Consider the following 24,442-nt stretch of genomic DNA (forward strand, 5'->3'; position numbering starts at 1 on the left):
TTAAACTCCGCTCGACTTGCATGTATTAGGCATGCCGCCAGCGTTCGTCCTGAGCCAGGATCAAACTCTCCATTAAGGATTAAAAGGTTCTTCTCTGGAAGAGAAGATTTTTAATCAGGTGTTTGAATTGCTCATTTTGAAACTGACGATTCTTAATAAGAATCATTTATTTACGAGTTTCCATTTGTTCAGTTTTCAAAGAACTTGCTGTTCAATTAAGTTAGTTATTCTCAGTTGGTTATTCGTTGAACAGAACACTATCATAACTCGTCCCGCTCTAAATGTCAACAACATTTTTCAACAGCATTTTGTATTTTGTGCTAGTCAGCAAGTTAGCTTCCGAAGCGACAAGAAATAATTTATCATGGTTTCAACCTTTTGACAACCCCACAAAATATTACAATTCTGCACAACGTTATTTTATATGATTCATCGATGTGAAGATATGATTTATATATGTATGAACATAATGTATTTTCCAATGGTCCTTCAAATAAAGTATGATGGATAATAACTTAATATATCATAGGATCAAGGGGGTAATGTATGAGTGCTTGGTTAAAACAACTTCGTAAGGGTTATGGCAAGAAACTGGTATCTCTTCATGCCTGGAATGCTTGGATGGTCCTCTTTCTCTCTATAAGCGGACTCATTCTAATAAGTGGATATTGGCGCGAGATTCTTGGAGCTATACGCGTATGGATAAAGTGGCTACATATTGGAGTTGGCATAGCTCTACTAGTACCCGTGATTTACTATCTTGCCTTGGCGGCAAAACATTGGAAGCAATTGAAAGATCGACCCGCTCAGAAAGGTAATGTTATCGTCGTTCTCTCGCTTCTTACAGGATGGCTACTCTCTGGTGTTCTCTTATGGCTGCATCGATATATCCAGCCCTCTTGGGCTAATGGTGCTTTAGTTGTGCACGATCTGTTAACCTGGGTTGGCCTACCCTTTATAATCTATCACTCGTTGACTCGTACCAAATGGCTTAAGGAACCACATCGACGTGCACTACCTGTTGAAAAAAAATTGGACCCTGATGATACGCTTGATGAATTGAGACCCCTCTATGGAAGAAGATCGTTCCTGAAAGGCTCGATAGCGGTCGTACTAGCAGTTATTCTCGGCCCGTCTTTCTTCAGATGGATTGGACGTTCTCTTGGTGGAGGAACTTCCGTAGACGAACTCGTGCAAAAGGATGCTAATCGCCTAATTCCTGCACCAACCCCTCTTCCCGCATCATCCCCACCACGAGGCGGAGGCTCAAAAGGGGATTTCCGTGTCTATACGGTTACCGAAATTCCGGCTTTTAACAATCAGACATGGTCCTTTGAACTGGATGGCCTTGTAAATCATAAGCTTACATGGGGCTGGGAAGAATTCGTTAAGCTTGGTCGTAATGTACAGGTTAGTGATTTCCACTGTGTCACCGGTTGGTCCGTGTACAATAATACGTGGGAAGGTATTCCGCTAAAGACGCTACTTACACTAGCTGGAGTGAAGGCCGATGCTACTTTTGTAAAATTTTATTCTGGGGATGAGGTCTATACTGACTCTTTAACTTTGCAACAGGCTCAGATGGATGATGTAATGGTGGCCGTCATGCATGATGGCAAACCTATACCCAATGAACTTGGTGGGCCTGTCCGTCTAATCGTACCGCGCATGTATGCTTACAAGTCAGTAAAATGGCTAAACCGCATTGAATTAATTGCTCAAGATCACATTGGTTATTGGGAAGAGCGCGGTTATGATAAGGATGCATGGGTTCCCGGGGAAAATAAAACAAAACCTATGAATACTTAGCCCTGACAATGATATGGGTGGAGTGTTATCCCTAAAGCGAATAGATAGGTGTTATGAAAGATTGACAGTATAAGAATTGGAACAATCCTTAGATATAAGAAGCACAGACTGCGATTGGCTAATCTCATAAAAAGGACCTCCGTTTCCCTTAGGGGAATTGGGGGTCCTTTTACTTCATTGTAGGGAGATTCTAAAATATGTGTGAACCCGCAGGATTCAAGGTACATCAATACTTTTATTTATTCTCTTTTGTTAAAAGTTATGAATTTTGCAACAATCGAATCAATTCATTCTCGTCTTCGATGACTTGTATACCCAGCTCTCGCGCTTTGGTAAGCTTGCTTCCAGCCTTTTCTCCTGCTATAACGAGATCTGTTTTCTTAGAGACGCTCCCCGTAACCTTGGCGCCAAGAGCTTCAAGCCTCTCTGCGGCCTCTTCACGTGTGAGCTGATGGAGCGTACCTGTTAAGACAACTGTCTTCCCACTAAAATATGAATCGGTTGCTACTTGTAGCGGTTTGTCCGGGGCTTTGGCTTCTACACCCAAGGTACGCATTCGCACAATCCCCGCCTGAATAAAAGGATCTGCAAAAAATGTAACGATGCTCTCTGCTACAATCCCCCCGATATCAGGCAGTGCCGTTAACTCTTCCGCTGTTGCATTCATAATCCCATCCAAGTTGCCAAAATGATCAGCCAACACTTTGGTAGTGGACTTTCCTGTATTCGGAATTCCTAAAGCGAACAAGAATGCCGCCAGATCTCTTCCCTTGCTTTCTTCAATAGCAGCAAGTAGATTATTAGCTTTTTTCTCACCGAAACGTTCCAGCTTCACAAGCCCATCATAGTCTAGCTCATACAGATCCGCAGGTTCTCTAACGGCTAATTCATCATAGAGCTGCTCAGCCGTCTTATCGCTGAACGTCTCGATATCCATGGCATCTCTAGAAGCAAAATGAGTGATCCTCCCCACCGTCTGCGGCTTACAATCCAGTCGATTGTTACAGAATAAATGGGCGCCTCGCTGCTCTAAAGGAAACCCACAAGCGGGGCAATGTTCTGGGTAGATGATCTCTGCTCCATCATTATCTTCGGTAACTTTGCCGAGAATTTCTGGAATGACATCATTCGAACGACGAATGAACACACGTGATCCAATGGCAAACTTCAAATTTTTACGTTCAATATCCCCAACATTGTTGAGCGTACAGTTCTGTACGGTGACTCCTGCGAGCTCAACAGGTTCTACCCTAGCAAGTGGAGTGATTTTGCCCGTACGTCCGACGTTCCAGATCACAGACTGTAAAACTGTTGTCGTCTCTTCCGCTTCAAACTTAAAGGCTACTGCCCAACGTGGAAACTTATCTGTATAGCCAAGCACTTCTCTCGTGCGCATGTCGGTAATTTTGACGACCGCTCCATCAATTAGATAATCCAAAGATGCTCGCTTCTCTTGGATTTCATGAAGTTGACTCATCACTTGATCAAAACTGTCAAAGTACGCAATGAATGGATTCACTTTGAAAAAATTACTCTTAAGAAAGGCCATCATCTCCTGATGATTGTCAAACTGAATTTCTTCACCGTAGCCCACATTGTAGAAGAAAGCACTTAGCTTACGTCCGGCCGTAACCTTAGGGTTCAAATTGCGTAGCGCACCAGCCGCCGCATTTCTGGCATTCTTCAGCGGGTCTGCACCCGACTCATTATGCGCTGCTAGCACGGATAAATTCATGATGCCTTCACCTTGCACTTCAATCGTTCCTTCTTTGAAGGGAATGGTCAGAGGAACTGACTTGATCGTCTTCACTTGAGCTAATATCCCTTCACCCACTACCCCATTTCCTCGGGTAGAAGCCTGAACTAACTTACCATCCGTGTAGGTTAAGTTCAGTGTAAGACCGTCAAACTTCAGCTCTACCACATACGCGGGTGCTGGAAGCGGGGCATCCGGGTTTTTGCTATTGTAATCCTGAACAAGCTTGAGTACCCGATTATTCCAGCTTTGCAGATGCTCTTCGTTCTGAGCTTTGTCTAAACTCCACAAGGGTGTCAGATGACGATGAGGCTTAAAACCTTTCAGTAGCTCGCCCCCCACCCGCTGAGTAGGTGAATCTGGCAGCACCAATCCCGTCTCTACCTCAAGAGCGGTCAGCTTGTCGTAGAGCACATCATACTCCTTATCGCTGACCAACGGCTCGTCCAGCGTATAGTAATGATAATTATATTTGTTAAGCTCTTCTACAAGCTGTTCCATTGAATGCATTGGATCCATGCAGGGCCAACCTCCGTTTTTATATAGAAATCTTACGCTATGTTAAGTTATTCAAAAAAGTGTTAAGCTACTCCACTTTGGTAATCGGTGCAAAGCTTGCTAAAAGCGGCTTAAGTCCAATAGGAGCAGGGAAGGCGATTTGAAGCTGCGTATCATTGCCTGTACCTTTTACCGAAACGACGGTTCCGATTCCCCACTTTGCATGGGATACTTTATCGCCCGCTTTAAAGTCTGCGCCCCCCGCACCTCCTGAGTTAGGCGCGGCAGCTCCAGGCACGCCTGTAGTCATTGTAACTCTACCGGCACCTGCAGCTGCCGAGGAACGCGTAGCTAGACTATCCGCACGATGTCCAAAATTACCCCCACCTGTCCCCTTACCTGCAAATCCTCGACCACCATAAGCACCACCAACGTTAGCTCCACGACGATAACGATCTCGTGCTAAATCGGTGTCTTCTTTGTAGTCATCTGGAATCTCGGTCAAAAAGCGTGAAGGTGGATTGGCTGTCGTCTTACCGAATAACGTCCGCATTTGAGCGCAGCTTAGGAATAGTTGCTCTTCTGCACGAGTAATTCCTACATAAGCCAATCGCCGCTCTTCCTCCAGCTCCTCCTGATCTAGGAAAGCACGGCTATGCGGGAACACGCCTTCTTCCATCCCAATAATGAATACCACTGGGAATTCCAATCCTTTTGAACTGTGCATTGTCATAAGAACCACTGCATCACTTTGTTCTTCTTCGTCTTTATTCATGCTATCAATATCTGCAATTAAAGCTAGGTCCGTAAGGAAGGACACCAGGGACTTATCTTCATTATTCTTCTCAAATTCCATAGTAACGGATAAAAACTCTTCAATATTCTCTAACCGAGACCGAGATTCTATCGTGTTCTCATTTTGTAATTCGATCCGGTAATGGGTCAATTCGAGCAGTTGTTCCGTAAGCTCGGTCACAGACAAATACTCTACCATCCGGTGCAGACCTGCGATCATATCAAAAAACTCTACCAGTGCATTACGCGTACGCCCTGCGAATCCAAGATCGTCCACCACCTCAAGCACTCGATAAATTGAAGTTCCACGCTGCGCTGCGGCTGCAGCGAGTTTGGCTACCGTGGTGTCTCCCAGACCCCGCTTGGGAACATTAATTACTCTTACCAAGCTGATATCATCATCTGGATTGGAAAGGAGGCGCAGGTATCCTAAAATGTCCTTGATTTCTTTACGATCGTAGAACTTGATCCCGCCAACGATCTGGTAAGGAATATCGGACTTGATCAGAATTTCCTCGATAACCCGCGACTGTGCATTCGTGCGATATAAAATAGCATGATCGGCGTAAGGCTTACCTGTCTTCACATTTTTGTGAATCTCTGAAGTTACGAAATACCCTTCATCATGCTCCGAGTCGCCTCGAAAGACCTTAATTTTAGCCCCACCGTCTTTGTCCGTCCACAATTTCTTCGGCTTGCGGCCTGTATTCTGCCCAATCACTTCATTCGCTGCGTTCAATATATTCGAAGTGGAGCGGTAGTTCTGCTCGAGAAGAATGGTTCTAGCTTCAGGATAGTCCTCTTCAAAATTCAGGATATTGGTAATGTCCGCGCCGCGCCAGCGATAAATCGACTGGTCACTATCCCCGACTACACAAATACGATGATGGCTATCAGCAAGCATTTTACACAGCATGTATTGAGCCCGGTTCGTATCTTGATACTCATCGACATGAATGTATTGGAACTTGCGTTGATAGAAGTCCAGAACTTCGGGAACCTCTTTGAACAAATCAATTGTCTTCATAATTAAATCATCAAAATCCAGTGAATTGTTATGTCTCAGACGTTTTTGGTACATCGTATATACCTTAGCCACAATGCCTTCAAAATAGTCGCCTACCTTCTGCTCATACTGCTGAGGGCTGACCAGTTCATTTTTGGCATTGCTAATTACGGCTTGAACTGCCTTCGGTTCATATTTCTTCGGATCTATATTCAGTTCTTTCATGCTGCTTCGGATCACTGATAATTGATCCGTTGAATCTAAAATGGAGAAATTCGATGTGTAGCCAATCCGCTCAATATCTTTACGCAAAATGCGCACACACATAGAGTGGAATGTAGACACCCATACATCGCGACCTTCTGGTCCAATTAAGCGAGATACCCGATCTTGCATTTCCCGAGCGGCTTTATTCGTAAATGTAATCGCTAGAATACTCCATGGGGCAGCTTTGCGTGTGGAAATGAGATGAGCTATACGGTGCGTAAGCACCCGGGTCTTGCCCGAGCCTGCACCTGCCATAATAAGCAAAGGTTCATCTGTAGATAATGCCGCCTCCCGCTGCTGAGGATTGAGCTTGGTAATTGCTTGCTGTATATCAATCATATTTTAAAATCCTTTCTTTTTCGGGTCTGCTTGTTCGTTCAACCTTTGACAGCTTGAACCGTAGAGAGCGCGGACATAAGATCACTATATATAATGTTACCAACGATTATGGTGTCAGAGACAGAAGCAGCTAACTTTGCAGAAACGGCATCCATAATGCCGCCCCCGTAAAAAAGACGAGCTTTATCCAAGGAACGATACACGGTATCTACCAATTCCATATCCCCAAATGTACCGCTATATTCTACATACACGATGGGGAGTGAGAACAAGCGATCCGCCGTCTGCGCATAAGCAGCAGCGCCCGAAGCATCAAGTTCGGTATAAGCCCCGGTTAGACGGGCTACGGTAGAGTTCGCATGAAGTACGATATATCCTTCAGGTACAATCAGCTCCCATGGAATAAGGTAGCCATATTGCTCAATAGCTAATTGATGACGACCGAGTATCCACTCTGGACTTGCCGCATTGAGTACCATGGGAACCATATACAGATCGAAACCGGGAACTACCGCCTCAAGATCCGAAACTTCCAGCACACAAGGCACTTCATATTGGCGCACTCTAGAGAGAAGATTCACGGTATTCTCATAGGTAATTCCACTGGATCCTCCTATCATGACTGCATCTGTTCCAGACAAGCAAATACACTCTAAAGCCTCATCTGAAATTATACGATCGGGGTCCAGCTTAAATACGTGCTGCCACTCATATATCATTTGTCTCAATCGTATACCTCCAAAAACTTAATCCACTTCTCCTATTGCATAGTCAAATTACAACCATTCAAAATTCAAAAAACGGAGCTTCTCTGTACGAACGCTCCGCTCCTAATCATGGTTCTCCATCTATAAACAAAGCCATTAAGCTAATCTCATGAACGAAAATTTTTTTCTCTATTTCCAGTCTAAAATAGGAATAGATCAGTGTCAATGTTCGTATGAAAGGCGAACAGAAAAAAAGGACAGCCTTTCCTTTTTCTATAAAGGGAATGGCTTGTCCTGTATATATTTATTGCATATAAGCTGTAATCCAATTGGCTCCATCTACATCTTGGGTGGAAAGTGAGTCCGAGTAGAAACCGTACACGCCCATTCTTTTAAACTTTAAGATTTGCTTCACATCATTAACGGTATGCACATAACTCGGGATATTCATTTTATTCAATCCTGTTACTAATTCACTTGTAGCTCTACCACCAGACATGGTGACTGCTGCCAGTGAAGGATGCTGCTTAGCAAACGCTAACACCTCCGCGTCCGTATCGTCAGTCTCATACAATGTGTATATAACTTGCTTAAAAGGATAGATCGATTGAAGCTCGTCCCACATGGGCTGACTGTAAATTTGAGGTACTATACGATCCAGCACCGAAGGGTCTTTTTGACGAGCAGTAGAAACCATAGCTTCCATCACACGTCTGTATTCTTCGGGTTTGTTCTCTTTGGTATCCGTTATGATATAGATATCAGGATATTTCACTAATAAGTTCAGTACATCTTCCCATGCAAGAGGCTTATATAATCCATTTACATCGGTTCGCATGAATTGCTCGTAAGTAAGTCTACCTTGAATCCCCTGTGCCTTGAGTTGTTGATCTTGTCCTAAAAGCTTATTTAGCCCCTCACTCCAATCGTGCCGTCCTACTAAATGGCCGTCCGATGTAAAGGTGAAATCCATCTCGAAATTGCGTACACCTTTTTCATAGTTCGCTATAAAAGCTTCATAACTATTCGTAATGGTATGACCTTTAATCGCGCCCATGGCATGGGACACTACGCTGTGAGCACGAAGTCCTTCTGGAGAGGGGTCTGAATTAGAGGTACTTAGAAAAAAGGGTGTCATCATAGCAACTATGATTATCGTAATCAAAGATCTTTGATATGTTCTCATCTATATCACACTCCTACGAGTATCCGGTCAGAAGTTATCCTCAAGGATATTCCTTTATACTAAGACCTGAGTCTTTATATAAAGAGTTCCAACTAACCATATAGAACAATACCCCGCTGGGCTTGAAGCCAAACGGGGCAAAATGAGGTTGAAGTTAAATTCAAGAGAATCCTTATGCTATTAATTATTCAACATATAATTTTATTTTCCATCAGAACCTATTATAGAGAACCACTGCTGAAACAATTCCCAAGCTTGACCGTTCCACTTGAGTATGTTGGTCATATATCCGAAACGATCCGCATGATAGAGTCCACTTACGCCTTGTAGTGCCATTAATTCATACGTGCCATCACGGTCTATGTCTATGGGATATAATCCACTTAGAGGATCAGCAAACCCTTGCACAGGTTGCTTAAGAATACCCTGAGGCGTGTAGATCTGATTCAAGTACTCTTGGCCCCGAGAACTTATATCTATTGTAAAAAATTGACCTGATCGAGGACTCGTAATGCGTAGCTTATACCCATCCAAGTAATCAACTCTATAGTTCCACTCCTTATTGTACACATCCGAATCAAATAAAAGCTGAGGGTGCCCGCCCATAAAAGAGTATACATAATCGTATGTGGTTGCCCCAGATCCACCAGATTCAATGGATACCAAGACGTCCTTGGTATGCTCTCCAGTGAAGTCACCAAGAAATAAGGTGGGATGATACCCTTCATTGTTACGAAGAGGAACATTAATAACCTGATGTGTCTTTCCGTCCTGCACAGATAGCGTGATGCCCTTCGTAAAAGGGCTGCCCACCTCTGACGTATACCCTGTTAAATTAATAATATCTGGAATGCCATCACCGGTTACATCCCCCACCATGCGATCCAAGAGATGAGGTCGTTCAGAAGCATTGGCTCGGTAGGGAGGCGCAATGGGTGCTCTTACTCCGTATATATGCATAGCATCGATCTCCTTGATATAGGTATTTACCTATACATATGAACAGAACGGGGAAATGGTGAGTAGCAGTTAAAGCATAAAAACTGCCTTATGGAAAAAGAAGTGCGATTTCTATGAAAAAAAACATGAGGTTACATCGTGCTTGTGTCAAAGATAAGTGGTGAAGGGCCGGTAACGGTCTACTGGGAGATGTTCATACGTTCATGTAGTGAAATGCATGTAGTGAAAAAGCATTCCCTACCTCTAGCTGAGGGGGGGGAATGCTCTTACGATCTGAATGGCTAGGTGTCCTATGCTATTCCTATTTGACTAGCTGGCCTCTAGTTACACCTAGTTGATTTGTAGCTTTAAGCTTCTTCCAAACTTGCGTCCCGCTAATCTCACCTTGCAACGCTCGTGTATACAGATCTATAACTTCTAGCACCTGCTCCGACGATTCCTCTAGAAATTCCACACGATAATTCGGCACACCTAGTTCCATGAAGTGCTTCAGATACTCCGCACCGGATTGTTCGATTGCATTGTACACCGTATTCCGGCAGCCTTCATCTACACGCACAGGGTGCGACATTCCAATTCGGTCTTGCAGAGAAGCGCGGTGATCTTCACAAGGACGGCCACAGTTCGTGAAGTCTGTTCCTTCACTCATAAATGTGCAGTACACGCAGTGCTCCGTATGGAACATAGGCATATGCTGATGAATAACAATTTCCATATCCCCTGTGCGGCTCTTCTCCAACAAGTCTACCATCTGTTGAATGTTCAAGTCATACGAAGGCGTCACTTGATCCAAACCAGCTTCTAGGAACAACTCAACGGCTTTATGATTGGCTATATTTAAAGAGAAATCCCCAATTAGCTTAGGATGACTAGCAAGCGGATTTTCCAGGCGGTGGCGCAGATAGAAATACAGCGCCCCCGTGTTGCGCACCAGCACCGCATCGGGCTGTAAGCGCAAGATGTTATTATGATAGCCGTTCTCGCCAGGCATATGAATACGCGGCGTAGCCAGCGCAATCTGCTTGCCTGCTGCACGAGCGGCATCCACTGCTGCCGGGAACTGCTTAATAAATTCAAAGTCGGCATAAATTAAGTCGACGCCTGTAGTCACAGCAGCCTGTACTTGCTCCAGGCTGCGGCACAGCGCGGTCAGCTTCGCTTGACCGCGACCCACCGGCTGCGCAGGCTTCGCTGCGTCGCCGTAGATCTCTACCGCCCGCTTCACGTAGACGGGCGGTTTAGGCCGCTCGCCCGCCAGCAGCTCCACGGCGCGGCGGCGAATGCCGTTCAGCTCGCGCATCGGCACGATTACGTCGCCATGAAGCTCCGTATCCAGCTCCTCGAGCTGGAACACCGTGCCGCCGAGGCGGCCGAGCTGTTCTTCCAGAAGCGCATGGTCCATCGGACGCTTCTGAGCTACTTCCAGCTCCATTTCCGAATCCACGCGCACCGTTGTTCCCTTTTGGACATCCGTCCAGAAAGTGACGAGCGGCTGGCCCGCATGGCCAATTGCACGCACCCGTACCGGGAAGACGCGGTACGGCTTCTCAGTCTCAAACGTCTGACGCATCCGTTTGTCGAGCGCAGGGTCACTCGTCTTCCAGATTCGATCGCCTACATGCAGCTTGCGCAAATCCACGTCATTTCGACCTGGAACGATATCCAAGATCCAGCCCTCATCTGCTTCGCCTTCAATTTTCACACCTTTACGGCGAAGATCATAGATCCGTCCGCCTTCTTCCTTCTGCGTCGGATCTCCAGCATCAAATACAATCCCGTCTCCTCGCTTCACCGGAGCTTCGATACGGCATACCACGCCATCGCGAAGTATTTGCTCCACACGTCCAAGATAAACTCCACGGCTTTTGGGGAACGTTCCTTCAACCAGTTGCTTATTATTCGTTCCATCCAAGAAACCATGCGTGAATCCCCGTGAGAAGCTTTGCTGCAATTCACGAATTTCCTCCTTGGATACGCGCTCTTCATTGCCATCAAAATAGAGATCAATCGCTTTGCGATATTTGCTTACGACATTTGCAACATACTCTGGGCTTTTGAGACGGCCCTCGATTTTAAATGAAGTCACTCCCGCTTCAATCAGTTCTGGCATAATATCGACTGCAGCCAGATCCTTTGGTGACAAGAGATAAGCCACATCACCCATAGGCTTCTGCTCGCCATCGACCATCAGGTCATAAGGCAAGCGGCAAGCCTGAGCACATTCACCGCGGTTCGCAGAACGACCGCCCCACATTTCGGAAGTCAAACACTGACCAGAATAAGACACACATAGCGCCCCATGAACAAAGACTTCCATCGGAAGTTTGGCCTGCTCACCAATTTTTTGAATTTGCTTCAGGTTGTTCTCCCGTCCAAGTACAACGCGTTCCATGTTGAACGGCTTCGTGAACTCCACCGCTTCCGGGGAGGTAATGGTCATCTGCGTAGAACCATGAATCGGGAAGTCTGGAGAGAGTTCGCGAATCATTTTGACCATGCCCAAATCCTGTACGATCACCGCATCCACACCTGCATCAATACAAGCTTCAATCAATTCTTTGGCATCTGCTAATTCATTCTCAAAGACTAAAATATTAAACGTCAGAAACCCCTTCACGCCATAACTGTGAAGGAAAGCCATAATGTCTGGCAGTTCTGTCATTCTAAAATTGTTCGCCCTTGCTCTAGCATTAAATTTCTCCACGCCAAAAAATATAGCGTCTGCTCCATTAGCTACAGCTGCCCGCATGCAATCCCAATCGCCTGCCGGTGCCAATAACTCTACATCTTGTCTTGTAAGTCCTGTACTGCTCATGTATGTCCTCCTGGATTACGCAGCCGTGCATACGGCTGTGAATCGGTTATTTTCAAGGTATAGCTCACTGTATGATTTTGTTACGAGTCCCTCTTTAACCAATCTAGTATATCAAACATTATAGACATCCTCTACCCTCTGAAATCTGCCAGCAAGCAAAAAAACCTTACGCTCGTCTCAGGTCATTACAATCACCTAAGATGAGATAAGGTTCCGTGTCTCTAGTTCTTGAGCTTGAAAGAATCCAGCGCTTTAGTGATCGCCGCTTTTTGCTCCGCCGTATTATTCACGTCGCTAATGGAGGTCGTCAGTTTATATGCTATACCGTTTCGACTTAACAAGATGACCTGCTTCGTGGTAGAGATACCATTTGAAATCTGCCGTATATGGAATACCGTAGCCTCTTGTCCTGCAATTTTGGTAGAATCGACGCCGTCTAGAATGAATCCTTTTGTGGTACGAGCCGCTTCGGCATATAAACTTCGCAGCTGCCATATGGCCAGATCAGGATCCGTGGTTTTGTCTGCATTTAATTTGAAGCTTCCTCCGGTGAAGCTGTATTCCACTGTATTGGACTCGAACCGATCATTGACGGGTGTCCAGTAACGAGGGATGGCTATCGTATATTGATACGCATCTGAAGATTTCAGCGCTGTTACAGTAGTATCTGAAAGTAATTGATTATCCTCGATATGACCATAATTGGCTGCATTCCCTGCATAATCGATATCGAGCGAGTCGAGAAATATTTTGAATGTCTTGCTAGGTGTGTTAGGTGCTTGAGCATTTTCTGATAGTGTCTTGCTGGAACTTATTGAATTGCCCGTCCCCTTATCCATCTGGGTATCTGAAGAAATCACCTTAGGCTCTGTATAAGAGAAAAGATACCGATATCCTTTATTGATAATACTCACTCTTTGCTGAGTGAACCACGTCGCTCCATTTGTAAATTCTGCACTTTGAATGACTCCTGGGACCTTAGCAATCTGAATAGGTAAGGCCTTTCCTAAAGAATGATACGCACTTTCGATATATCTCTGCTGCATCCATTGTTCCACTTCTTGAGACCACTGCTCGGCTGACTGACCTTTCACGGCAGAAGATATACTCATCTGTAGAGATGTACCATCTTTCCCTTGGTAGGTAAGCTTACTATTATCCTTACTCCATTCGGCAGGTATCTTGAATGTCATACCGTAATCATCATTTGACTGCTCAATCAGGCCATCTTTGATCTGACTCAAATCTTTAATAGCCGGATCCTCTTTGTTGAACGAAGGTTGAAACGTATTAAGCAACTTATCATATGCATTTAAGTCTTTGTAGCTTTTTACGTTCATGACGGATAGATAAAGGGTATAAATACGACCATTTCCGTAATAGGCTCGCTCTTGCCAATAGACCCCTTCGTTGTCACGCGCTATAATTCGGGCAAAGGGAACTTTAGTATCGACCGAGATGCTTTGATCCAGCACCGTCTCCCCCCCATTACGGGCAGATGACAGCAATTGATCTAGTAAAGAAGCAGGGTCCTCTTCGGGCTGCGGCATACCGGCATGGACTTCGAAATAATAGGAGTTCGCCACGTCTGTAAATGTGGCTACGCTATCATCGTCTGATTGACCAGGAATGAGTCCACTTGGATATTGAAGAGTCCATCCATAATAGCTATTTCCCATCTTGGTTTTACCCGCTTCTGAGCCTAGTCCTTCAACTCCATCCTCATCGGTATCTTCTTGAGCATGGGTAACACGAATGTCCCCTTTCGAACCTACCGATACTGTGGCTCCTAGTCCGCTTGATATCATTCTTAAGGGAACCATTAGTGTACTGTGAAGCATAGCAGGTGCAACTTCGGATTTCATATTGTGTCCATCTACTCGAATTAATGGATTGCTAATGGTCAACAAGATGGTATGCTTCCCCAGACTCAATTTCACTTGATTCCCATCCTCTAGACGAATCTGAGCACCAAATGCTTTTTTGAATAAGCCCAGTGGAACCATGGTTACGCCTTTTATCTGATATGGACTGATGATGGCCTGGCTAGTTCCATTCACACTTGCGGTTCCAACCCCTACCTTAATACTGAACGATGCGTCTTGCTGTCCAGCAGCTTGTAACGTTCCTAATGCTCCCGAACATAGTAAGGACAACCCCAATATTAGTGTTGCCCCTTTACGCAATAATTCCATCCTCGTTCTCATCCTCTTCTATTAAAATACAAGGCCATAACCTATACAGCATCATCATTGGATGGCGCCTCATCGTCTATCTCAGACCCTATATTTCCTTGATCCTTAGATAATAGGAGCTTACGAGTGACGATATCGCCATCCGATTGCATCCACAATGTCACCGTCTGTCCAGGCAAAAAGGACTTGAGCAATTCATTCAAATCGACCACTGAAGTAATTCGTCTCCCATTGACCTTATAAAGGACATCCCCCTCTACAATCCCTGCAGCCTTTGCTTCTTTGGAGAAAATGTTCGTTACAGTTAAAGGATCATTGCCTGGTAGACCCATACTGGCAGACCAGCTTTCCTCAAGCTTCACACCTAACGAAGCTCTCCTAACTTCACCATATTTAAAAAGCTGATTTGTAATATAATTCACGGTCTCTACGGGTATGGAAAAACCCATGTTCTCTACGCCGACAGCCTCAAATTTCATAGAGTTGATTCCTATTACTTCGCCCTTTAGATTCAATAGAGGCCCTCCGCTATTGCCGGGATTAATGGCTGCATCGGTCTGAATCAATCGATAGGCCGCATTCACCGCTCGGTTCAGACCGCTTACAATTCCTGTAGTAGCCGAATTCCGAAGAGAGAAAGACACGGGTGTACCTAAAGCTATTACTGTTTCCCCTACCACTGTATTTTTAGAGGAAGCCGCAAAGGTTGCTGGGTGTAAGGATTTTGCAACTATTTTTATTAGGGCTAGATCGCTCATTTCATCCACGTAGCTCTCTGTAATACCATAAGTTTTCCCATCAGAAGTAACTACAATGGCATTACTTAGCCCAGAAACCACATGCGCATTCGTCACGATCCAGCCATCCGAGCGAAGGATGACACCAGTACCGTGTGCCAAATCATACAGGCTGGTCGATTGTTTCACTTGGGTAGATGAATCGTTCTCACTGGTCTGTCCGATAATTCCGACAACTGAGGGGGAGACTTTTTTAATAATTTGTGGAATGATATCGACTGTGGAAGGGGCTACATTCTTCTGAACTGGAGCTTTCACAGTACTCATCGTCTTTGAATTAGGCTTTGCTGTTGCAGTAACACTTTTTACAGGAACGGCTTGATGGGACCCTTGTGCTGACACGCTAAAACAACCACTAGAACCTAATACTGTCCCTATGAACAGCAAGGCCGCGGCTTTCCCCTGAATTGACATCCTCTTAACCGACCCTCTCTCCGTGCAGAAATATATCCCTTACGCTAGTCAAGGATGTAATCTAGCTATCTACTCTATATAATTGGTATGTTTTGGTAGAATTAATGTACCATAATTTTGCTGCTATCTCAATTCTCTACCATTACTAAGTTATCGCTGTAATCGTTAGATGAAATAATAAAAAAAGACACTTCATCGCTTAATATCGCGAAAAAGTGTCTTTCTAAATCCATTGCTGTTCAGTGTCTAACGAACAAATTTCTTAACCAGAAAACCAAGCGTTGACCATAGCGTAATCTGTCAATAAAAAGACTAACAAACTTACAATACTAAAACCGATAGCAAAAATATTTTTCTCTTTAGCTTTAAGTAGTCGAATAACTCCAATAAAAATCAGTACCGTGAACAAGATCATGAAAATATCAAACATATTAAAAGTGGATGTAGTCTCTCCGGCTTCTGCAAGCAGCCACATACGGGGGTCCTCCTCTAACTTCACGAAATTTACACATCTTCCTCTATGTTATCTTTTGACAGGAAGAGTTGCAAGCGAAATCATAAAATTAATTGGATATTTAATCATCTTTATGTACGGAAAGACCCTTCCAATAATTAGGAAAGGTCTTTCGGTCTAGAATCTTAAGTTAAACCATGCTCTGCTCTTGTAATTCGAGGCTACGCTGAGTATCTCTTTCCAGAATAGGTTTGAGATAACGGCCTGTGTAAGACCCCTTTACTTTGATCAGTTCTTCCGGTGTGCCCGTAGCTAGAATTGTTCCTCCGCCACTTCCACCCTCAGGTCCCAAATCAATCAGGTAGTCCGCCGTCTTAATTACATCTAAGTTGTGCTCAATAACGAGAACCGTCTCTCCCGATTCAACCAGTCGATGGAGAACTTTAAGCAGGCGATCGATATCATCCACATGCAGTCCTGTAGTAGGCTCGTCCAGAATATAAATGGTCTTGCCTGTACTTCGACGGTACAACTCTGAAGCTAATTTCACACGCTGTGCTTCTCCCCCAGAAAGGGTTGTGGCTGGTTGCCCCAAAGTGACATATCCCAGACCCACATCAAGCAATGTTTGAAGTTTGCGATGAATCTTCGGAATGTTCTGGAAGAACTCTACGGAATCTTCCACTGTCATCCCTAAAATATCCGAGATGCTCTTATCTTTGTACTTCACTTCTAACGTCTCCCGATTGTAACGCTTGCCTTTGCAAATTTCACAAGGGACATATACATCAGGAAGGAAGTGCATCTCAATCTTGATAATTCCATCACCACGGCATGCTTCACAGCGGCCTCCTTTGATGTTAAAGCTAAAACGTCCCTTCTTATAACCGCGAATCTTCGCTTCATTTGTCTGGGAGAATAAGTCACGAATATCGTCGAATACCCCTGTATAAGTAGCCGGATTTGAACGAGGCGTCCGTCCAATCGGAGATTGATCAATATCTACAACTTTCTCGATATGCTCAAGCCCCTTCATTTCTTTGTACTGTCCTGGGCGAACCTTAGCACGGTTAAGATCTCTAGCCAACGTCTTGTATAAAATCTCATTCACCAACGTAGATTTTCCTGAGCCAGATACCCCCGTCACTGCTGAGAAGACCCCAATCGGGAACTTCACATTCACATTCTTTAGGTTATTCTCTTTGGCGCCTCTCACTTCAATCCAACGTCCATCCGGCTTTCTACGTTCTGGATTCACTGGAATGAATTTGCGACCACTTAAATATTGTCCGGTTAGAGAATTAGCATCCTCCATAACTTGTTGGGGCGTACCTTGGGAGACTACATTCCCCCCATGAATTCCAGCACCCGGCCCAATATCAATAATATAGTCGGAAGCTAGCATTGTATCTTCATCATGTTCAACGACAATGAGTGTATTTCCCAAATCACGCATGTGCTTCAATGTCTCAATTAGGCGATCATTATCACGTTGATGCAGCCCAATACTAGGTTCATCTAGAATATACAGCACGCCCATAAGACTTGAGCCAATCTGAGTAGCCAATCGAATGCGCTGCGCCTCCCCCCCCGATAGGGTACCCGCTGCTCGGCTCATTGTAAGATAATCCAGCCCTACATTCACGAGAAACCCAAGTCGACTGTTAATCTCCTTCAGAATCATATGCGCGATTGTCCGTTCTTTCTCGCTAAGCTCGATCGTATCGAAGAAGTTCATTGCATCTCCAATGGAGAGTGAAGTTACAAAAGCCATATTCTCACCACTTACTGTAACCGCTAGACTCTCCTTTTTGAGCCGTTGCCCTTTGCATGTACCACATGGCTTCGCACTCATAAATCCTTCAATGAATTCTCGAATCCCTTCAGAAGAGGTGTCCCGATACCGACGTTCTAAGTTCGGAATAATTCCTTCGAAGGTAACGAACGCTTCCTTGCTTTGACCAAAATCATTCTGATATTTAAAACGAATGCGCTGAGATCCCGTACCATAAAGTAACTTGTCCATCTGATCCTTCGTCAGTTCTGATACAGGGATATCTTGAGGAATATGATAATGATCCGCTACCGACTTCAGGTATTGCGGATAATAATTAGAGGTACTTCCCGCCCAAGCCTCAAATGCACCACCTTCAATCGTTTTACGCGAATCCGATACCAGAAGATCTGGATCCACTACCATCTTAGCGCCAAGTCCATCGCATTCTGGACATGCCCCAAATGGACTATTGAAAGAGAACATTCGCGGAGCTAGCTCTTCAATACTGAATCCACAAATCGGGCAGGCAAAATTGGAACTGAATCGAAGCTCTTCTTGTCCGATAATATCGACGAGAATTTGTCCTCCCGACAGTTTGAGCGCAGTCTCAATGGAATCTGCCAATCTAGATTGAACATCTTCCTTGACTACAATACGGTCTACCACCACTTCGATGGTATGCTTCTTGTTCTTTTCAAGTTCGATGGTCTCGGACAAATCGCGAAGCTCTCCATTCACACGAACACGTACGAAACCTTGCTTACTAATCTCTGAAAAGAGACTTTTGTGCTCACCCTTTCGTCCTGAAATTACAGGCGCTAAGATTTGGAGGCGGGTCTTCTCTGGATAAAGCATAATCCGATCCACCATTTGTTCCACCGTCTGCGACGAAATTTCCACACCGTGCTCAGGACAATGAGGATGCCCAATTCGTGCGAATAATAATCTAAGATAGTCATAAATCTCAGTAACTGTACCCACTGTAGACCTCGGATTACGACTGGTTGTCTTCTGGTCAATCGAAATCGCTGGAGATAGTCCTTCGATAGAGTCGACATCGGGCTTCTCCATTTGACCTAGAAACTGGCGTGCATAAGCCGAAAGAGACTCTACATAACGGCGTTGTCCTTCTGCATAGATCGTATCGAAGGCAAGCGATGATTTCCCCGAACCACTTAGTCCTGTAAGCACAACAAATCGATCCCGGGGTATCGTAATATCTATATTTTTTAAATTATGTGCTCTCGCACCCTTAATTACTATATTATCTATGGGCATGGTTTCATCTCCTTAAAGTTCTGCATATGCAAAACTCACTCTCACATTCAAATGAGCTACTCCGCTTTCAATTCCATAATCGCGTCACGAAGCTCTGCGGCCCGTTCGAACTGAAGATTCTTAGCTGCATCCTTCATCTCTGCTTCTAGGCGACCAATGTAAGATTGACGATCTTTCTTCGACATCTTCTGAGCTCCGTCTGTAAGATAATCGGCTTTGCTCTCTGCCACTTTGGTCGCTTCAATGACATCGCGAATTCGCTTGCGAATCGTCTGCGGCGTGATTCCATGCTTTTCATTATACGCGATCTGGATTTCACGACGTCGCTCCGTCTCTTTTATTGCTTTAGCCATGGAATCCGTAATCTTGTCACCATACATAATGACACGGCCGTCTGAGTTCCGCGCAGCCCGTCCAATCGTCTGAATAAGAGAACGTTCTGAACGCAAGAAACCTTCTTTATCCGCATCCAGAATGGTAACCAATGATACCTCAGGTAGGTCGAGACCTTCCCGCAATAAGTTAATCCCAATCAGAACATGGAACGTCCCTAGACGAAGATCGCGCAAAATCTGCATCCGCTCAAGCGTCTTAATATCCGAGTGCAGGTATCTTACTTTGATACCAATCTCTTTCAAATAGTCAGTCAGGTCTTCGGACATTTTCTTAGTTAATGTCGTAACTAGCACACGTTCATCCTTGGCAATCCGGTCGTGAATTTCACCAATCATATCATCAATTTGTCCTTTTGTTGGACGAACTTCAATGATTGGATCTAGCAGTCCTGTTGGACGAATAATCTGCTGAATCATCGTATCCGTATGTTCAATCTCGAATGGACCCGGGGTTGCAGACACGTAAATAATTTCTTTGATCTTCTCTTCAAATTCTTCAAATTTCAGAGGGCGATTATCCAGCGCTGAGGGCAGGCGGAAACCATGGTCAACCAATACATTTTTACGAGCTTGGTCACCATTATACATCGCACGAATCTGTGGCAAGGTCACATGTGACTCATCAATCACAATCAACATATCATCCGGGAAATAATCCATTAAAGTATAAGGCGTAGCGCCGCGTTCACGGAACGTAAGCGGACCTGAGTAGTTCTCAATCCCCGAACAAAAGCCCACTTCTTTCATCATCTCGATATCATACCGAGTTCGCTGTTCTAAGCGCTGAGCTTCTAGCAGCTTGCCTTCAGCACGAAACTTCTCTAATTGCTCTTCGAGCTCACGTTCAATGTTGACCAAGGCTACACGCATCGTCTCTTCTTGGGTGACAAAGTGAGAAGCTGGGAAAATCGCAATGTGATCACGTTCCCCAATTAACTCGCCGGTTAAGACATCAATCTCAGTAATCCGTTCAATTTCATCACCAAAAAATTCGACACGAACTGCTTGTTCTCCCTTAGAAGCTGGGAAAATCTCAAGCACATCCCCACGCACACGGAAAGTTCCGCGCACAAAGTTGATATCATTCCGTTGATACTGAATGTCAACCAAACGGGCCAAAATTTGATTGCGAGGTTTCTCCATACCTACTCGAAGTGACAGCAGCAGATTACGATATTCTACAGGAGAACCAAGACCATATATACATGATACACTTGCTACAATAATGACATCCCGCCGTTCAAATAAAGAACTGGTTGCGGAATGTCGCAGTTTATCGATCTCTTCATTTATACTGGAATCTTTCTCTATATAAGTATCTGACGAAGGAATATAAGCTTCGGGCTGGTAGTAATCGTAATAACTCACAAAATAATCAACCGAATTATTCGGGAAGAAATCCTTAAATTCACTAGCCAATTGAGCAGCCAGTGTCTTATTGTGCGCGATGACTAAAGTTGGACGACCTAGCTTAGCAATTGCATTAGCTATCGTAAAGGTTTTGCCCGTTCCTGTTGCACCTAACAGAGTCTGATGCTTCTTGCCTCGAACAACACCCTGAATCAACTCCTCCACTGCAACAGGTTGATCTCCCTGAGGTGTGAAATCGGATACCAGTTCAAATTTCTGATTACTGACGACAATATCACTCATTGCCTAACATCACCCACGTCCTTTAAAATGAACATCTATGCATCTATAGCTCAACTATGACATAATGCGAAAGTAACAGTTTCTCTTATGAAAAAGAGGCATTACGCCTCATTTAATATATAAACCTGAAAACCGATATTTAATAAACATCTATATAAAAAGAGGAAATCCTTTGTATTCCATGAATAGGAATGCTTGTTCCCATAATATTATACCTTTTTCATGAAAGTGATGCAATGGAAAGTCCGACGTAGGAGTGATAAAAGCATTGGATATAACTACAGTACTTGGAATACTTATTGGTTTACTGGCTATTGTGGGTGGCTTTCTATGGGAAGGCGGCGAAATTCACGGCCTCATGCAGGTTACTTCCGCTTTGATTGTTTTTGGAGGTACCTTTGCCGCTGTAATGGTCAGCTTCCCTCCATCCAAGCTTCGCACCATTCCTCGGGCCCTTGGCATCGCCTTTTCCGCCAGAAAACAGAATCATCTGGAGATGATTGAAGATATCGTGAACATGGCGGTAACTGCTCGTAGATCAGGCCTTCTAGCTCTGGAACGACAAGTTTTAGATCATGAAGATCCTTTTCTAAAAGAAGGCATTCAACTTGTAGTCGATGGAACCGATCAACACCTCGTCAAACAGATTATGGAGCTGGAAATGGATGCCGTAGAGACGAGACATCAGGGATTCGCCAAAGTATTCGAAGCCGCTGGTGGGTATGCCCCTACAATGGGAATTATCGGCACAGTGATGGGACTTATTCATGTACTTGGAAGTTTATCCGATCCGTCAGCGCTTGGGCCTGCAATTGCGCTAGCTTTTACAGCTACGCTCTATGGGGTGGCAAGTGCCAATCTTATTTTTCTTCCCATTGCTACCAAAATCAAAACCCGGGGTGAAGATGAAATTCTACATTTGGAGATGCTTTTGTTCGGAATTCTCTCGGTGCAGAATGGGGACCATCCCCTACTTGTGCGCAAAAAATTAGAATCCTTTACCGCCGATCGCAGAACCCCGCGAGTTGAAAAAGATCTTTCCAATTCAACGGAGGCAGTTAAATGAGAAACTCACGCCGACGGGGAAAAGTGGAGACCTCTGATACAAAAGATCGCTGGATGATTACTTATGCCGATCTCATCACGCTATTGTTAATCTTTTTCGTCATTATGTATGCGATGAGTCGTCTAGATGCGGACAAGTACAAAGTAGTTACAGAGTCTCTTCAGCACACTTTTAAAAAAGGAGATTCCGTTCTAGAGATGGGATCTGGTGTCAATGGCAGCGCCGACAAGTACCGATCCAAGAACCCACCTTCTACAACACCGTCAGCGGTTACGAAGGCCGCAGGTTCGGGTTCTACATTGAGTAACAATTCTTCTAATTCACCGCTAAGTGAACGAGAAATCGCCTTTCGCAAACAGGAATCACAGCTTCAAGATTTGATGAGAGTCATTCAAAAGTATATCCAGGATAATAACTTGCAGGAACAGATTCGTGTATCGGATTTAGCCAAGGGAATCACGATTACACTTAGCGACCGCTTCTTATTTGATGCAGGAAGAGCTGATCTCAAAGCAGGCTCCAATCAGACCTTATCCAAGTTAGCTAGCTTGTTCACCAAGCTTGATACGGTAGTCAGTATTGAAGGGCATTCGGATAATCAGCCGATTACTCGGGCCTCTAGATACACAGATAATTGGGAGCTCTCTGGGGCAAGAGCACTTTCGGTCCTTAGATATTTCTTAAATAATCCGAATCTGGATAGCGACAAGTTCCAATACGCTGGATATGCGGACACTCATCCCACCGCAGACAACACTACGGAACAGGGTCGATCCAAAAATCGCCGCGTTGAAATTACGGTTCTACGCCAATTGCAGCAATAATATAAGAAAAAGCCTCAGCGCATATGATGCCGCTGAGGTTTTTAGTTTTTATAATTTAGCATTGTCACGTTATATAAGCAATGGCCAAAAGTGATTACCATCTATAGGCGACCTCAAGAGTCATTACTAATTGTCCTCTGATCCTCATGCCTTGTAGCCCCTCTACGTGGTGACAGAAGCTCCAATAAGGACAAGGACTTTACACGAAGGGCGACAGGTGCATCATCATCGGGTACAAGAATAACACCTAACTGGTGATGATCTCCGGCATATATTGCTCGTTGTAGGAATTTACTCTCCCCCTGCAAGTTGAGCACTTCCAATTTACAAAAGGCGGGGTTCATCCTTAACCCACGATGTAACTGTTCTTTATTGTCGACAGCCAAACCATTGATTTTGAACAACACTTCCCCAGCTTCAATTCCTAATTCTTCAGCGGGACTTCCGGGGAGAATCGCTAACACTTTCAGCCCTCGCCGAGGATGAACAAATATAGGGCTGCGATTTTGTTCATCCATTTTGCTATACAAGACGAGCCCTTCATGTAATATAAAAGCGGCCAATGCTGCGACTAACATAAGTGGACTCCACCAAGATGCACTCAGAGCCAATATAAAAAGGACTATACCGTAGATCAATAGTCGACTTGAGGTCAATCTAGCTTTGACTTTAGGAAGCTGACTTACAGTCATCTCCGTGAATCCAATAACGATAGGTAGGGCCAGAAATGTGAATCCTCCTTGCCAAGCCTCTCCCCCAAAAAAAGGAGTCCATGGTAACAAGCTGCCAGGTGTTTGAGCTGGAACGAGCAGAAATAGCGGTACAGGCCAGAAATTCTTCATTTGGTACCCACCGACCACTTTGCCTCGCTTCCCTTCATAAAACACAGGCCCCGCAAAGGATGCCCCCTGCCAGCGAATGAGTAATGCTTCGGCGATATGAAGCATGGCGACTAATGCAAGCAAAGCAGGAATGTTAAGCTCCCGAATTGTCTGTACGGATGAGTCCAGAATGCCTTGAAGATGAAAATTTGGGAACCACGATAATCCGAACTGAATTATACCTAAGAGGCCTACCGAATAAGCAAAACATAGATATCTCACGCGGAATAGCAGCAAAATCAGCGTAACCACCCAAATGCAAATTATGCCGTCAAAGGTAAGCGTCATCCCTAGCCATGCGCTTAGTAATGAGATGCCTATACCTGCAGCTAGCCCGCCCAGAATTGTTCTCCATGCTTGGTGTACCCAGCTATGAAGACGCACATGAAATAGCTTACGCTCGAGCGTAACCTGCCTTCTATATTGCAACACAATTAATAGAATTGAAATATAATAAAACGGCTGCATAAACAAACTTACTAACGCATCCGACCCTCTCCACAACCAATCAAGCCATATATTCAAGTATGGATCACTCTCCTTAGGTTCGTGCTGACTATCCTGCATACC

The 24,442-nt window shown here is 44.7% G+C and carries 15 protein-coding genes and 1 rRNA gene; 3 read left to right on the plus strand and 13 right to left on the minus strand.

All coding sequences use genetic code 11. From position 1 onward, the window contains the following. A 16S ribosomal RNA gene (locus J2Z69_RS13585) occupies positions 1–76 on the minus strand; the annotation flags it as partial. Between the two features lie 470 nt (positions 77–546). Between J2Z69_RS13585 and J2Z69_RS13590 the strand changes: the two genes are divergently transcribed. Then, complete coding sequence (locus J2Z69_RS13590) at positions 547–1,809, plus strand: molybdopterin-dependent oxidoreductase (protein WP_209863630.1); 1,263 nt, start codon at positions 547–549, stop codon at positions 1,807–1,809. 259 nt (positions 1,810–2,068) lie between these two features. On the opposite strand, the gene ligA is transcribed toward J2Z69_RS13590, so the two are convergent. The 11 genes from ligA to uvrB form a co-directional block, all read right to left on the minus strand. Beyond that, a complete protein-coding gene (gene ligA / locus J2Z69_RS13595) occupies positions 2,069–4,084 on the minus strand; it encodes an NAD-dependent DNA ligase LigA (protein WP_209863633.1) in 2,016 nt (671 codons plus the stop codon). 67 nt (positions 4,085–4,151) lie between these two features. After that, positions 4,152–6,470, minus strand: a complete 2,319-nt coding sequence (gene pcrA / locus J2Z69_RS13600; protein ID WP_209863636.1) for a DNA helicase PcrA — start codon at positions 6,468–6,470, stop codon at positions 4,152–4,154. A gap of 38 nt (positions 6,471–6,508) precedes the next feature. Then, on the minus strand, positions 6,509–7,189 hold the full coding sequence (pcrB, locus tag J2Z69_RS13605) for a heptaprenylglyceryl phosphate synthase (RefSeq protein WP_209864330.1): 681 nt from the start codon (positions 7,187–7,189) through the stop codon (positions 6,509–6,511). A gap of 292 nt (positions 7,190–7,481) precedes the next feature. Beyond that, positions 7,482–8,363: a phosphatidylinositol-specific phospholipase C/glycerophosphodiester phosphodiesterase family protein gene (locus J2Z69_RS13610; RefSeq protein ID WP_209863638.1), complete on the minus strand. Its 882-nt coding sequence runs from the start codon at positions 8,361–8,363 to the stop codon at positions 7,482–7,484. Positions 8,364–8,564: 201 nt separating this feature from the next. Next, positions 8,565–9,323, minus strand: coding sequence for a VCBS repeat-containing protein (locus J2Z69_RS13615; RefSeq protein WP_209863640.1), 759 nt, complete (start codon positions 9,321–9,323; stop codon positions 8,565–8,567). 301 nt (positions 9,324–9,624) lie between these two features. Next, on the minus strand, positions 9,625–12,138 hold the full coding sequence (locus J2Z69_RS13620) for a U32 family peptidase (RefSeq protein ID WP_209863642.1): 2,514 nt from the start codon (positions 12,136–12,138) through the stop codon (positions 9,625–9,627). Between the two features lie 221 nt (positions 12,139–12,359). After that, on the minus strand, positions 12,360–14,333 hold the full coding sequence (locus tag J2Z69_RS13625; protein WP_209863644.1) for a copper amine oxidase N-terminal domain-containing protein: 1,974 nt from the start codon (positions 14,331–14,333) through the stop codon (positions 12,360–12,362). 41 nt (positions 14,334–14,374) lie between these two features. After that, positions 14,375–15,544, minus strand: a complete 1,170-nt coding sequence (locus J2Z69_RS13630; RefSeq protein ID WP_209863646.1) for a S1C family serine protease — start codon at positions 15,542–15,544, stop codon at positions 14,375–14,377. 262 nt (positions 15,545–15,806) lie between these two features. Beyond that, positions 15,807–16,019, minus strand: a complete 213-nt coding sequence (locus tag J2Z69_RS13635) for a DUF2759 family protein (protein ID WP_209863648.1) — start codon at positions 16,017–16,019, stop codon at positions 15,807–15,809. Between the two features lie 169 nt (positions 16,020–16,188). Beyond that, a complete protein-coding gene (uvrA, locus tag J2Z69_RS13640; protein ID WP_209863650.1) occupies positions 16,189–19,053 on the minus strand; it encodes an excinuclease ABC subunit UvrA in 2,865 nt (954 codons plus the stop codon). A gap of 56 nt (positions 19,054–19,109) precedes the next feature. After that, a complete protein-coding gene (uvrB, locus tag J2Z69_RS13645; RefSeq protein WP_209863653.1) occupies positions 19,110–21,101 on the minus strand; it encodes an excinuclease ABC subunit UvrB in 1,992 nt (663 codons plus the stop codon). Positions 21,102–21,369: 268 nt separating this feature from the next. Here uvrB and J2Z69_RS13650 point away from each other — a divergent pair, with 268 nt between their 5' ends. Together J2Z69_RS13650 and J2Z69_RS13655 are read left to right on the plus strand one after the other, a co-directional pair. Beyond that, a complete protein-coding gene (locus J2Z69_RS13650; protein ID WP_209863656.1) occupies positions 21,370–22,167 on the plus strand; it encodes a flagellar motor protein in 798 nt (265 codons plus the stop codon). Then, the gene (locus J2Z69_RS13655) at positions 22,164–22,991 is read left to right on the plus strand and encodes a flagellar motor protein MotB (RefSeq protein WP_209863658.1); all 828 of its coding nucleotides are present in this window, start codon (positions 22,164–22,166) and stop codon (positions 22,989–22,991) included. The genes J2Z69_RS13650 and J2Z69_RS13655 overlap by 4 nt, the downstream gene beginning before the upstream one ends. 113 nt (positions 22,992–23,104) lie before the next feature. Here the strand turns inward: J2Z69_RS13655 and J2Z69_RS13660 are convergent, their stop codons facing one another. Continuing rightward, on the minus strand, positions 23,105–24,397 hold the full coding sequence (locus J2Z69_RS13660) for a PDZ domain-containing protein (protein WP_245339303.1): 1,293 nt from the start codon (positions 24,395–24,397) through the stop codon (positions 23,105–23,107). Between the last annotated feature and the right edge of the window lie 45 nt (positions 24,398–24,442).

The sequence above is a fragment of the Paenibacillus shirakamiensis genome (genome assembly GCF_017874255.1).
GTDB classification, from domain to species: domain Bacteria; phylum Bacillota; class Bacilli; order Paenibacillales; family Paenibacillaceae; genus Fontibacillus; species Fontibacillus shirakamiensis.

What these genes read in the sequence shown, in the direction of transcription:
- J2Z69_RS13610 (WP_209863638.1), bottom strand. Translation starts at nt 8,363, where the DNA reads ATGAGAACATATCAAAGATCTTTGATTACGATAATCATAGTTGCTATG.
- J2Z69_RS13655 (WP_209863658.1), top strand. Translation starts at nt 22,164, where the DNA reads ATGAGAAACTCACGCCGACGGGGAAAAGTGGAGACCTCTGATACAAAA.
- J2Z69_RS13635 (WP_209863648.1), bottom strand. Translation starts at nt 16,019, where the DNA reads ATGTGGCTGCTTGCAGAAGCCGGAGAGACTACATCCACTTTTAATATG.
- uvrB (WP_209863653.1), bottom strand. Translation starts at nt 21,101, where the DNA reads ATGAGTGATATTGTCGTCAGTAATCAGAAATTTGAACTGGTATCCGAT.
- J2Z69_RS13630 (WP_209863646.1), bottom strand. Translation starts at nt 15,544, where the DNA reads ATGTCAATTCAGGGGAAAGCCGCGGCCTTGCTGTTCATAGGGACAGTA.
- J2Z69_RS13590 (WP_209863630.1), top strand. Translation starts at nt 547, where the DNA reads ATGAGTGCTTGGTTAAAACAACTTCGTAAGGGTTATGGCAAGAAACTG.
- J2Z69_RS13625 (WP_209863644.1), bottom strand. Translation starts at nt 14,333, where the DNA reads ATGGAATTATTGCGTAAAGGGGCAACACTAATATTGGGGTTGTCCTTA.
- J2Z69_RS13615 (WP_209863640.1), bottom strand. Translation starts at nt 9,323, where the DNA reads ATGCATATATACGGAGTAAGAGCACCCATTGCGCCTCCCTACCGAGCC.
- uvrA (WP_209863650.1), bottom strand. Translation starts at nt 19,053, where the DNA reads ATGCCCATAGATAATATAGTAATTAAGGGTGCGAGAGCACATAATTTA.
- J2Z69_RS13620 (WP_209863642.1), bottom strand. Translation starts at nt 12,138, where the DNA reads ATGAGCAGTACAGGACTTACAAGACAAGATGTAGAGTTATTGGCACCG.
- ligA (WP_209863633.1), bottom strand. Translation starts at nt 4,084, where the DNA reads ATGGATCCAATGCATTCAATGGAACAGCTTGTAGAAGAGCTTAACAAA.
- pcrB (WP_209864330.1), bottom strand. Translation starts at nt 7,189, where the DNA reads ATGATATATGAGTGGCAGCACGTATTTAAGCTGGACCCCGATCGTATA.
- pcrA (WP_209863636.1), bottom strand. Translation starts at nt 6,470, where the DNA reads ATGATTGATATACAGCAAGCAATTACCAAGCTCAATCCTCAGCAGCGG.